At 64.0% G+C, this 12,752-nt stretch carries 7 protein-coding genes; 6 read left to right on the top strand and 1 reads right to left on the bottom strand.

Going from position 1 to position 12,752, the window contains the following annotated elements; translation table 11 throughout:
- Window positions 1–24: 24 nt before the first annotated feature.
- The 6 genes from TM49_RS08375 to TM49_RS08350 all read left to right on the top strand — a co-directional run bounded on the left by TM49_RS08375 (window position 25) and on the right by TM49_RS08350 (window position 5,764).
- On the top strand, window positions 25–1,278 hold the full coding sequence (locus TM49_RS08375) for an ABC transporter substrate-binding protein (protein ID WP_045680495.1): 1,254 nt from the start codon (window positions 25–27) through the stop codon (window positions 1,276–1,278).
- Between the two features lie 103 nt (window positions 1,279–1,381).
- Window positions 1,382–2,251 (top strand): carbohydrate ABC transporter permease, encoded by an 870-nt coding sequence (locus TM49_RS08370; protein ID WP_045680493.1) that lies wholly within the window; start codon window positions 1,382–1,384, stop codon window positions 2,249–2,251.
- Window positions 2,241–3,050: a carbohydrate ABC transporter permease gene (locus TM49_RS08365; RefSeq protein ID WP_052699770.1), complete on the top strand. Its 810-nt coding sequence runs from the start codon at window positions 2,241–2,243 to the stop codon at window positions 3,048–3,050. The genes TM49_RS08370 and TM49_RS08365 overlap by 11 nt, the downstream gene beginning before the upstream one ends.
- A gap of 26 nt (window positions 3,051–3,076) precedes the next feature.
- Window positions 3,077–3,829 (top strand): glycerophosphodiester phosphodiesterase family protein, encoded by a 753-nt coding sequence (locus TM49_RS08360; RefSeq protein ID WP_144409672.1) that lies wholly within the window; start codon window positions 3,077–3,079, stop codon window positions 3,827–3,829.
- Window positions 3,826–4,866, top strand: coding sequence for an ABC transporter ATP-binding protein (locus TM49_RS08355; RefSeq protein ID WP_045680488.1), 1,041 nt, complete (start codon window positions 3,826–3,828; stop codon window positions 4,864–4,866). Before TM49_RS08360 ends, TM49_RS08355 begins: the two co-directional genes overlap by 4 nt.
- A gap of 13 nt (window positions 4,867–4,879) precedes the next feature.
- Window positions 4,880–5,764, top strand: a complete 885-nt coding sequence (locus tag TM49_RS08350) for a MurR/RpiR family transcriptional regulator (protein WP_045680486.1) — start codon at window positions 4,880–4,882, stop codon at window positions 5,762–5,764.
- A gap of 35 nt (window positions 5,765–5,799) precedes the next feature.
- On the opposite strand, the gene TM49_RS08345 is transcribed toward TM49_RS08350, so the two are convergent.
- The gene (locus TM49_RS08345) at window positions 5,800–12,666 is read right to left on the bottom strand and encodes an autotransporter outer membrane beta-barrel domain-containing protein (protein WP_082074672.1); all 6,867 of its coding nucleotides are present in this window, start codon (window positions 12,664–12,666) and stop codon (window positions 5,800–5,802) included.
- Window positions 12,667–12,752: the final 86 nt, after the last annotated feature.

Raw genomic sequence — 12,752 nt, 5'->3', positions numbered from 1 at the left:
TTATGATTGCAAAGGACAATTTCCATGAAGACCCTTTCCGCATATCTCCTCGCCGGCGCCGTCGCCCTGATGGCGCCTGCCGCCTTCGCTGAAACCACCGTCGAATTCTGGCACAGTTTCGCCGACGATCGCGAAAATGGCAAAGCGCTTGCCGAGATCATCGACAATTTCGAAGCCGCGAACCCCGATATCCATATCGATGCCCAGTTCATCGGCAACTACAACGACATCGTCGCCAAGCTCCAGGCAGCCATTCCGGCTCGTCGCGCGCCTGACGCGGTGATCATGGAGGTTACCCGCTACGGCCTGTTCGCCGACCGTGGCGTTCTCGACGATCTTTCCGAACAGCTCGCCAACGATCCGCTTTCCGGCGACCTCTTCAACTTCGCCCGCGAGGTCGGCGTCTATCAGGACAAGAACTACATCATCCCGTTCAACTCCTCGACGCCTGTTCTCTACGTCAACAAGGACGTTTTCGAGAAGGCGGGTTACGCCGATCTGCCGCCGCTCGTCACCTATGACGAAATCAAAACTGCTGCCTCGAAGATCACCGATACTCTGGGCGGTGAAGATGTCATGGGAATGACGTCTCCGGGCCAGTTCGCCCGCTGGGGCCTGATCATGTCGAACGACAGCGACCTGATCGATTCCAAGTCCGGCGACATTCTCATCGACAGCCCGAACACGGTCGAAGCCTACGAATGGATGGCCTCGCTGGTGAAGGATGGCGTCGCCTCGCCCGATGGCGTGACCGACGAGTCCAGCGACAAGCAGGTGTTCCTGTCCGGCCATGCCGGCATGATGATGAACTCGACCGGCGACTACGGCGACGTCAAGAAGGCGCTTGGCGATGATGTCGTCGTGCTGCGCATGCCCTGCAACAAGGTCTGCTCGGTTCCAATCGGCGGCGCCGGCATCGGCATCCTGTCCTCCGCCGATGAGGATGTGAAGAACGCGGCCTACAAGTTCATCTCGTTTGCAGCCAACCCGGAATCGAACGCGATCTGGTTTGCCGCGACCGGCTACATGCCGATCAACAAGAAGACCGCTGACCAATCACGCGCGGCCGAAGCAATCGCCAACGAAGAGGGCATCACGGTTGCCATCGACCAGCTCGACTTTGCCCGCGGCCGTCCGCGCCCGCCGGTCGTCACCTGGATGCGCGCCAACGAGTACGATGTCTGGCAGGCCATGGCGCTCGGCACCAAGGATGTGCAGCCGGCGCTCGATGACTTTGCCGCCCGCACCCGCGAAGAAGCCGACCGCCTCTCCAAGTAAGCGCTGAAATCAGCACAATCGCAAAGGCCCGCGCGCCCGCTCCGGCGCGCGGGCCAAGCCGCCAACAGCCTGCCGGCAAACCCGGCAGCACAGGAAGCCGCCCATGCTGCGCAAGCTGACGCCCTATCTCTTCGTTCTGCCGTTGATGCTGTTCATCGCGGTGTTCACCTATATCCCGATCGTCACCAGCGTCGATCTCAGTTTCCGCCAGTGGGACTTCATGTCGGCCGACAAGCCCTTCGTCGGCTTCGACAACTACCGGGTCCTGTTCCGCTCGGATGCGTTCTGGAATTCGCTGTGGGTAACGACCGTCTTCGCCGTCATCTCCGTGCCGATCCGGCTCGGCCTGGCGCTCTGGTTTGCGAGCGCGCTGACCCGCGAGACGTTTGCCCGGCGCATCCTGCGCGGCGCCCTGTTCCTGCCGTCCGTGACCTCGACGGTCTCCATCGCCGTGGTGTTCTCCTGGGTGTTCGCCACCGACTTCGGAATGATGAACGGCCTTCTCGGCGTGGTCGGCATCGACAAGGTGCGGTGGATGCAGAACCCGGACCTGGCGCTCGGCGTGCTGATCTTCATCAACACCTGGAAACAGCTCGGCTATGACGTGGTCATCTACATTGCCGGCCTGCAGGCGATCCCGCAGGAGCTCTACGATGCCGCTGCCGTCGACGGCGGCAAGAAGGCGCACGTGTTCCGCCGGGTTACATTTCCTCTTGTCATGCCGACCACCTACTTCCTGCTGGTCATTTCCGTGATCGAGGCTTTCCAGGTGTTCACGCTGGTCGACGTCATGACGAGAGGCGGGCCGGCGGGCGCCACCGACCTTCTCGTCAACCGTCTCTACCAGATCGGCTTCACCCTCTTCGACATCGGCCAGGGATCGGCGCTCGCCGTGCTGCTGTTCGTTCTCCTGGTGGGACTGGCCGTGTTCAAATCGCGCGTCCTTGGACGGAGGGTTCACTATGAAGCCTGACAACCCCATCCTCTCCGGCCTCGCCCTTGTCGCCGGCCTGCTGTTCCTGTCGCCGGTGCTCTATTCGATCTGGATGTCGTTCCAGACCTCGACAGCCTACTATACCGGCACGGTGCATTTCACCCTCGTCAACTACGAGGTCGCCGTCGGCCAGTACAATTTCGCCCGCTATCTGTTCAACAGCATCATCGTTTCCGGCGCGGTCACCGTCATCGGAACGGTCTTCGCCACTATGGCGGCCTTCGCCTTTGCCCGCTTCACCTTTCCCGGCAACAACCTGCTGTTTGCCGCAACGGTGGCGACGCTGATGATCCCGAGCCATATCAGCCTCATCCCGAACTACCTGACGCTTGCCGATGCCGGGCTGCTGGACACCTATGCCGGACTGATCCTGCCGGCGATCTCGAACGGCTTCGCCGCCTTCTTCCTCCGGCAATATATCCGAGGCATTCCGCGCGCGCTCGATGAGGCCGCCTATATGGATGGCGCGACGCCCATGAAGGTGCTGTGGCGCGTGATCGTGCCGATCGCCAAGCCCGCCATCCTTTCGATGGGGCTATACATCTTCATCGGCGAGTGGAACAACTACATCTGGCCGCTGGTCGCCACCAGCCGCGAGAACCTCTACACCCTGCAGGTCGGCCTCGCCCATCTCTACCGCCTCAACCCAGGCGAAGGGCTGATCGACTGGCCGCTGGTGATGGCCGCCTCCACCATCTCGCTCCTGCCGGTGATCCTCGGATTCGTGCTCGTCGAACGCCACCTGATCCGCGGCATCACCATGGGCGCCGTGAAATAATCATGATCATGACTGGAAAGACCACAGTGACACGCATTGCATCCCACCGCGGCGGAACCCTCGAATTCGGCGACAGCACCTGGGCGGGTTTCACCGCAACCGCGGCCATGGCCGTTGACGAGGTGGAGTTCGACCTGCACCCGACCGCCGACGGCCGCATTATCGTCCACCACGACGCAACCCTCGATCGCACCACCGACACCTCCGGCGTGATTGCGGCGATGACGGCAGCCGAGGTGCGCACCGCAATCGTCGACCACGCCGGCGCCGGTTACCGCCATCCGCTTTACGTCGAGGAGCTCTGCGCCATCTTCGCCGAAAGCCCGGTTGCCTTCCGCTGCGAGATCAAGCCCGGCCATGACGGACGCCCCTATCCCGGTTTCGTGCCAAAGGCCGTTGCCGCGCTCGATGCCGGCGGAAAGCTTGCCACAGCGACCTTCTCCTCGTTCCTTGTCGACACGCTGAGCGAACTTGCGCCCGCCACCGAGCGGCCGGCCCTGTGGCTGGTCTCGCCCGCGATCCTCAGCCAGCTCGGTGCGCGCGGCGTGATCGAAATCGCCCGGCTGCGCGGCATCACCGAAATCGGCGTCAACATCGATACCGCCAGCGCCGCGCTGCAGGCGATGGTGGAAGAGGCCGGCCTCGGCTTCGGCTGCTGGGCCGCACACACACGTCCGCAGATCGAAAAGGCCTTCGATCTCGGCGTCAAGGTGTTCACCACCGACCGCCCCACCCTTGCACTCGCCATCCGTAATGCCCGCCAGGAGAACCGACCATGAGCCGCATTACACTGCAGAACATCCGCAAATCCTATGACAGGGGGCCGACCGTGCTGCATGGCGTGTCGATGGATATCGCCCCCGGCGAATTCATCGTCATCGTCGGCCCCTCCGGCTGCGGCAAGTCGACCTTGCTGAGGCTGATCGCGGGGCTTGAGACCTGCCGCGAGGGGGACATCATCCTCGGCGGCAAGCGTTCCAACGACATCGCCCCGCAGGATCGCGACATCGCGATGATCTTCCAGAACTACGCGCTCTACCCGCACATGACGGTGCGGGAAAACATCGCCTTCGGGCTGGAACTGCGCGGCATGCCGAAGAGGGAGCGTAATGCCAGGGCTGAGGAAGTCGCCCGCACGCTGCAGCTCGAGCCCTATCTCGACCGCAAGCCCGCGGCCCTTTCCGGCGGCCAGCGCCAGCGCGTCGCCATGGGCCGGGCAATTGCCCGCGAGACCTCGACCTTCCTGATGGACGAGCCGCTCTCGAACCTCGACAACGCGCTGCGCGTCGTCATGCGCCGCGAGATCAAGGAACTGCACAAGACGCTGAAGGCCACGATCATCTACGTCACCCACGACCAGACCGAGGCGCTGTCGCTCGCTGACCGGATCGCGGTGATGAAGGACGGCCACCTGCAGCAGTTCGACACGCCCGAGGCGATCTACGACCGGCCGGCGAACCGCTTCGTCGCCTCCTTCATCGGCGCACCGGAAATGAACTTCCTCGAAGCCGCCGAGCTGAAGAGCGCCGGCGTTCCTTCGGATCTGACCATCGGCCTCCGTTCGGATGCGCTGACGCTGGTTGGCGCGAAACCAGCAGGCACCGCGCTTCCCGCCAGCGTCACTCTGAGCGAAATGACGGGCTCGGATGTCGTGCTCCATTGCGAGACGCCGGCCGGCCGGGTTACGCTGACCGCCCACCGCAGCGCGCTTCCCGCCGATCTCGATGATTGCTGGATCGCCTGCGACATGAAGGCCGCGCATTTCTTCGACAGCAAGACCGGCGCGCGTCGTGAATTCGCCGTTCAGGAAGGCTGACACCGGGCAGGACATGGACAGAGCAGACGATATTCCACAGCATCTGAGCGAACTCGTGGCGCTCAATGCCGAGCGGCTGACGGAGGCCGATACCCGCCTCCTCGACGTGCTGATGCAGAACCCGATGCGGGCAGCGCTGGAGAACGGACGCGAGATTTCAAACCGCGCCGGGCTTCACCCCTCATCCGCCGTCCGGCTTGCGCGCAGGCTCGGCTTCGAGGGTTATCCCGAATTCCGCACATTTTTGCAGAACAGCCTCGTCGACGAAGGCGAGGATTTCGACAACGGCGCCGCCCGCGTCGCCGCCCGCCTGCTGCGCGCCGATGAGGGCGCGCTCGTCTCTTCCGTCATCGACAGCGAGATTGCCGCGCTGGAGAGCGCACGAAAGGCGGTCAATGACGGCCAGATCCGGCGGTTTTCGGAGGCCATGCGCGATTGCCGGCGGATCTTTGTGGTCGGCCTTGGCCACTTCGGCGCGCTCGCCCATCTGGTGAACCTTCGCCTCAACCGCTCCGGCTACAACGCCACCGACCTGACGGCGACGCCGAACCTGATGCGCGAAACGCTGATGACCATGACGGAAGACGACGTGCTCTGGCTCTTCGCCTTCCGCAGCCCGCCGCCGCTGATGCACGATATTCGCACCGTGGCGGCCGACCGCGACGCAACGACGCTCGCTGTCACCGATGTCGCCGGCGGCCGGTTCAATCCGCCGCCGGATCATCACATCACGGTCTCGCGCGGCGCGCTCGGCCAGTCGCAATCGCTCGTCGTGCCGATGACCATCGCCAACACCGTCATCCTTGACCTTGCCGCGATCGACAATGGCCGTTCCCTGAAGGCGATCGAACAGTTCGACCGCTTCCGCGAGGAAGGCCCCTCATTCAGTTGGGGCTGAGGCGGGATCGGCGGCAAAGGCGCCGCCGCGGGGTATCAGAACCGATAGCCGAAACGCATAGACCCGACATGCGACTGGTAGGAGTCGGCAAACGATCCTTCATACTGGATCCGGAACTCCATGCCCTGGCGCTTGGCGAGATCGAGGCCGAGCGTGAGGTGGCCGACGGTATCGGCAATCGGCGTGAACGTCGAGAAACTGTCCATCGAGGAAATGCCCGCCAGCCGCGCCGTCGTCTCCCATTCGTCATTCGACAGGAACGAAACGCTGAGATCGCCATAAAGCCGCGCCGGCATGTCTTGAAGGAACGGCAGCCGCGCTCCGAACTCGATCCCCGGCGTGACGCTGAAGACAGTGTCCGAATTGCCATCGACCATCAGGTTCAGTGCCCCCGCCCCGGTCTCGTCATACCCATACTGGTGCATGTTGACGACGTCGAAATCGACCCGTGGACGCATGTAGTATTCATCGCTGAGCGCGAACTCATAAGACGCCCGCGCCCGGGCGAAAAACATCGCCGAATCCGGCGAACCCTTTGCCGTCGCCCGCAGCGTATCGAGACTGATGAAGCGGGTGGAATCGCCCCAGTTATAGCCGGCACCGCCGACGAGGCCGAACAGCCACGGGCCCATCTCCTTCTTCAGCGAGACCGCACCTGACAGCGACTGCTGCTCGAGCTTCTCGGTTCCCGCATCGTTGCGGAACCAATCGTTCTCGAAGGTCAACCCGGCGCCCGTGAACCAGCCGTCGCCCCACGCTTTCTGGCCGCCGGCCTGCAGGCCGCCGCCCGATTTCTGGTAGCCCATGGAATCGCCGACCATGCCCTGCTCGGCGCCGCTCCCATAAAGTCGGCCCCAGGTACAGGAGCCCTCGTCCATCATCACGCCGGTGACCGCGAAGGCCGGGCAGGATAAAACATTGTTGGCCGCGGCGATGGCCGCCGAGGGCGATTCCGCCATGGGCGCCGTCGTTGCCTCGGAGGCGAGCTCGAGCAGCATGTCGGAGAAACTCTTCGGCGTCGACTGGTGGAAGGCACCGAACACCTGACCGAGCGAAATCTCGTCGTCGCCGACCTGCACATCCGTAGCGCTGCCGTCTTCGACCGTGTCCCAGACCTGCTGCATTGCCGTCGTGATTTCTGTGGCGTTTCGACCAAGCGAGACACCCGTATTGGCAAAATGGGCATCGGCCACGGAAAAGCCGGTCCAGCCCTTGGATGAGGTACTGACGTCGGTGAAATCGAACACCAGAGACGACAGCACACTGATATCGGACGTATCTGTTCCCTTAACCTGCAGGAAATCTGTTCGGGTGTTCGGTAGCAGCGAAACCCCGTTGACGTCGATGCCCCAGGTGCCGGCGAAATCGCCGGATACCAGCAGCGCGTCCGCCGTGCCGTTCTCCATGTCGACATCGAGCCCGGTGATCAGGCCGCCCTTGCTGGCATCCGCCGTGCGCCAGCTGTTTTTTGCTGCCCGGGTGTAATAGTCGAACGTCGAGAACTGCGGCGACAGTCCGATCGTGGCAGCATCATAGGCGCTGCCGGCAGACGACGTGCCGACGCCGACGAGATCGCCCGAGAACACCGTCTGCTGGATCGTGCCTTCTCCGCCGACATTGATCGCGCCCGCATTGAGCACCGTATCGAGCCCGGCAATGGCGCCGGTCGTGAACGTACCGGTTCCGCTGTTGAGCATCAGGGCGCTGCCCGCAGGAGCCGCTGTCGAAAGACTGACGGCACCGTCCGCGCTCGCCGACGACGTCGAGGTAAAGTCTTTCGCGTAGGTCTCCTTGCCAGCCTTCGAGGTCACGACATTGCCGGTGATGCTGCCGGAATTGTAGAGCTGGAAACTGCCGCTGCTGGCGGAGGCGCCATGAATGGCGCCGCCATTCTCGTCCGAGCTGTTGGACCCGCTGATCGACCCCGAGGCGCCCACCGTGACGGTGATCTCCCGGTTGAGCGTCTGCGCCCAGATGCCCCAGGCATGCTCGTCCTCGACCTTGACCGAACCGTCGACAGTGATGTCCACGAACCCCGAGAAAGAATAGCTGCTCCGGTAGAGCGACCCAGCATAGACCTTGCCGTTCTTCTGCCAGATGCCACCCGACCCGGCGATCGCCTGGGCGATGATGCCGTGCGCATAGCCACCGGTCGTGGAGATCGAGGAATTCGAATCGACGCTGATATTGACGCCCTGCGATGCGCCTCCGGAACTGGTGTTGTAGCCGTATGTCGTATCGCTCGCGGAGACGTAATAGGTATTGATCTTTCCTGACGAGAGATCGGCGGCAAAGCCGCCACCACCACCGATCGCCTGGGCGACAATGCCCGCAGCGCCATCGCCGGAAGTCTGGATCGAGCCGCTGTCGAGCGAGACGTTGGCGCTGTAGGCGACCCCGGAATACTGCGCCGCGGCAAACTTTACCGAGGAAATGCTGGTGCTGGAGGCAGCAATGAAACCGCCACCGCCGCCGATCGACTGGGCAACGATGCCGATGGCGCGCGTGCCGCTGGTGGCGATAGCCCCCTTGCCCGTGACCGTCACCGCGCCACTCTGGAGATCGCCGATATTCGAGGAGACCGCCTCGGCGCCAAGCGTGATATCCAGTACATCGGACGTCGTGTCGTCGTTTGCAGCAGTATCCGTGCCGAACGCGGCGATTGCGAGACCGCCGCCGCCGCCGATCGACTGGGCCATGATGCCGTTCGAATTATCGCCCGAGGTGACGATCTTCTCGCCACTCAGAAGCTCCACACCGACAGTGCCGCCGGTATTGATGGCGTTGTCCGCCTTCGTGTGTGATCCGAGCACGACAGAAAGCGATGAGGGTGCATAGCCGCTTGAGGTCGCAATCCCGCCGCCGCCGCCAATCGACTGGGCAACCACGCCCATCGACGAAAAACCGGACGTATAGGTATCGGAGACATAGACGCTCACCTGTCCGCCACTGCCGGTCGAGCCTGCCGTGTTGGCGGTTCCAAGCGACAGGTTGACATCGACACTGAGATCGAGGCCGTCGATGGCGGCACCCAAAGTCGCGGCACTCTGGTTGGACGAAACCGCGGCCGAACCGCCGCCGGCACCGATCGACTGCGCGACGACACCATGGGAGGTCGTGCCGGAGGTCGTGATCGTGCCATAGGAAAAGTCGGTCTGGCCCTTTTCCGGCAGCCCGACGATCACAGTCCCGCCATCACCGCCACTACCGCCAGAGGCACCCAGCGTCGCTGAAAGCGTGCTGTCGATATCGAGGCCCGCCTTGAGGGCCAGCTTGGCGCTTTCCCATTTCTTGAGTTCCTTCTTGACCTCGGTGGAGTGCGAGATGGAGCTGGTGCCGGAACCGCCGGTACCGCCGCCGCCGCCAATCGACTGCGCCAGAACACCGTCCGAGGCATCGCCGGTCGTGACGATCTTCCCGGCGTTCCATGCATAGGCGGTGCCTCCGGCGCCGCCGGCACCGCCCGTGCCGCCGAAACCGAGGGACACGGCATTGTCGGCGTCGAGATCGCCACTTCCGCTGCCGCCGGTGCCACCGCCGCCGCCGATGGTCTGGGCAACGAGCGCGTTCGCATTGCTGCCGGAGGTGTTGATCGAACCCGAGGCCGAGACGCCGCTCTTGGCAACGCCGCCATCGCCGGCCGTCGCTCCGCTGCCGCCAAGCGTGACGCCGGCGCTGAACTTGGAATCGCCGAAGGTGCTGAGGGAATCGCTTTCGCCGGTTCCGCCGGAGCCACCGCCACCGCCGATCGACTGCACCAGCATGCCATAGGAAAAGTCACCGGAAGTCGAAATCGCGCCGAGATTGTGGGCATAGGCCTCGCTGCCCGAACCGCCATCGCCGCCCGAACCGCCATGGGAAACGTCGATCGCAAGCGATACCGCCTTGCCTTCCAGGTCCACCGCGCCGCCACTGACCTTGTCCACGAGGCCCTGCAGCGATGTGGTTCCCGATGCAGCCGTTGAATCGCCGCCATTGCCGCCGCCGCCGCCGATCGACTGAACGACCAGTGCCGATGCACCGTCGCCGGCAGTGCCGATCGAGGCACCGTCCTCAATCCAGGCCTCGGCTTTGCCGCCATCGCCGCCGGACCCGCCGGTCCCGCCATGCGATATGGAGACCGCCAGCGAGTAGCTGCCACCCTCTTCATTGTCGGGAATGCCGGCGGCAATCGCCTTGGCCGTCGAGCCGCCGCCATCGCCGCCGCCGCCGCCGATCGACTGCACCAGCACGCCGACGGAGTCCGAGCCGGTTGTCACGACTTTCCCGCCGATATGCCCGTACACCCCACCACCCTGGCCGCCGCTGCCACCGCCACCGCCGGTCGCTATCGAGAGCGAGAAGTCCGGCCCGCCGGACGTGGCCTTCGCCGCGCCGCCCGAGCCGCCGCCGCCGCCGATCGACTGCAGCAGAATGGCCGTTGCATGATAACCCGTGGTCGAAATGGCGCTGCCGTCTTCCCGCTCCAGCGTCACGGACCCGCCATCGCCGCCACCGCCGCCCTGTCCGCCGACGGCAATCGATACCAGGATGCCGGTGGAACTGGCCTTGCCGCCCGTACCGCCACCGCCGCCGATCGACTGTGCGATGATCGCACTCGCGTAATCGCCGTTGGTGTTGATGGTTCCGGGATTGGTCACCGTGACCGTACCGCCGTCTCCGCCATTGCCGCCCTTGCCGCCGATCGCGGACAGGAAACCGTACCCATTCTGACCGATACCGCCACCGCCGCCGACCGATTGCGCAACGATGCCGTGCGCTTCCGCGCCATTGGTCGTGATCACGGCCGTATTGGTGACATAGACCCCGCCACCCGCCGAGCCCGCCGTTCCGCTATCGCCGGAGCCGCCGAGAATCCCAGTCGCGCCGGAGCCGATGGCAATGCCGCCGCCGCCGCCGATCGATTGGGCAAGAATGCCGATGCCGCCGGTCAGCGCCGTGCCGCCGACGCTCAGCGTATCGGTGGTCGTGGTGCCGCCATGAGTCGTGATGTTGCCGTTGTTGGTGACCGTCACCGTCGAGCCGGCGGCCTTGCTGTTGCCGGAGCCAACGGTCTGCGATGCCTTGGTATCAACGAAACCGCTCGTCGTCTCGAGCTTCGCCGTCGCATTGAGAACGCCGCCGCCGCCGCCGATCGACTGGGCGACAATGCCGTGCGAAGATGTACCATAGGTGTTGATCGCACCGCTGTTTGTCACCGTGACATTGTCGCTGCCGGTCGAGGCGTCATTCACATCGCCCCAGACGATATCGCCGTTGCCGTCATAGCTGTAGATGCCGTAGCCGAAGGCCGCCGCCGCCGACTGGGCGACGATGCCGTGCGAATAGGCGCCCTTGGTGGTGATCGCGAAATCCGTGGTGACCGAGACCGTGCCGGCGGAGCCCGCATTGCCATAGGTCGAATCGTCGATCGTCGACTTGCCGGCGCCGCCAAGCGACTGGGCGACGATGCCGCTGGCATTGTCGCCGCTGGTCACGATCCTGCCGCCGCCCGAAAGACCGACCGTGACGGCACCGCCGTCGCCACCGGTATAGCCTGAAAGATAGGTGTTGAAGGTGCTGGTATCGGCCGGGCTGGCCCCGCCGGCGCTCTGCGCCAGAACGGCCGGGGAACCGGCGCCCGCCGTCGTGATCAGCGCCGACGAACTGGCCTCTGCCTTGACCGTGACCGCGCCGCCATTGCCGCCGCTGTAATAGTTATAATAGCCGGACGAATAGGTGTTGATACCCTGGCCACCAATGCTCGTGGCAGCGAGCGCAGCGCCCGTCGCGCGCGTGACCGTATCGGAATTGACCTTGCCCGAAGAGACCGTGGAAATGGTGCCCGAAAAGGCATTCGAGGACGAGCCGACATAAAGGCCGACGCTGTCGCCATCACCGCCTACGCCACCCTCGAATTGCGTGGTCTCCAGATCGTAGGCGATCTGGTATTCGTATTTGTAGAAACGGCTTTTGGCGCGCGGCGAGTTGCCGCCGTAGGACGCCGCAAGCACGGCCGGTCCGGAGGTCGTGGCGGAAACGTCGCCATAGACCTTGACGGTCACCGCGCCACCCTTTCCGGCCGTCGCTTTGGCGTAGTAGCCCGGCACGGGACCGCTCGACGTTCCGCCCTGGCTGATCGCCGCGATGCCAGAGGTCGAGCCGGACACATCGCCGGAGGAGACGATCGAGACCGCGCCGCCGACACCTCCCTTGTAGGCCTGCAGCCCGTCGCCGGCGCGCGAAAGCGCATAGATGCCGCCGCCAGCACTGCTGGTAATAGACCCGGTATTCGTGATCGTGATGTTGCCGCCATTGCCGCCGCTGCCGACCACACCGCCATTGCCTGTCGTGTACCACGCATTGCTGCCGAGCGACACGACCGAGATGCCATTCGTCTGGGTCGACCGCTGGAAGTAGAGATATTTGCTGGCGGTGCTCGATGAAATCAGGCTCGACGTCGCCGCGCTAGCGGTTACGTCGACAGTGGCGCTATTGGTGAGCGTGATGTTCAGACCCGGCTGACCGTGGGGGATGCGCTGGAACGTGGTGTTATAGAAATACTGGTTCCGCTTGTAATAGCCGAACTGATAGGACTGGAGATTCTGATAGGCGGCGTAGGCCCCGCCATAGGCATATTGCGGCGCGGTCAGCGTGGAACTTGACGAGATCGTGCAGGTAAAGGTCGTCGAGCTGACAGCGCTGGTATTGTTGACCACGGAACTCGTCGAAGAGGGATCGCACGTCGCCGCCGCATAGGCCTTCGTATAGCCTCTGGAATAGAACGGCACCGGCACACCGGCCAACGTCCCGGCAAGGGCCGTCGACTGGAACAGGAGCGACGAGGCGATCCACTTAGTGCGGGATTTCCGACGCATGCTTTCGCTAGCTGCCGCCTTGGCGCTTCGGATTTTGCTGACCACGTCCGTTCCCCACTCATGTCGATAGGCTAAGCCCGCGGCAAAATCGTGCGCGCGGGCTCCTCCTTGACCTTAGCTTGAAGCACGGA

The sequence above is a fragment of the Martelella endophytica genome (assembly GCF_000960975.1).
Lineage (GTDB): Bacteria > Pseudomonadota > Alphaproteobacteria > Rhizobiales > Rhizobiaceae > Martelella > Martelella endophytica.
Note: the sequence above shows the minus strand (reverse complement) of the source record. Positions and strands in the feature narration are given on the sequence as shown.

Coding starts and splice junctions, on each gene's coding strand:
- TM49_RS08375 (WP_045680495.1), top strand. CDS start 25: ATGAAGACCCTTTCCGCATATCTCCTCGCCGGCGCCGTCGCCCTGATG.
- TM49_RS08370 (WP_045680493.1), top strand. CDS start 1,382: ATGCTGCGCAAGCTGACGCCCTATCTCTTCGTTCTGCCGTTGATGCTG.
- TM49_RS08365 (WP_052699770.1), top strand. CDS start 2,241: ATGAAGCCTGACAACCCCATCCTCTCCGGCCTCGCCCTTGTCGCCGGC.
- TM49_RS08355 (WP_045680488.1), top strand. CDS start 3,826: ATGAGCCGCATTACACTGCAGAACATCCGCAAATCCTATGACAGGGGG.
- TM49_RS08350 (WP_045680486.1), top strand. CDS start 4,880: ATGGACAGAGCAGACGATATTCCACAGCATCTGAGCGAACTCGTGGCG.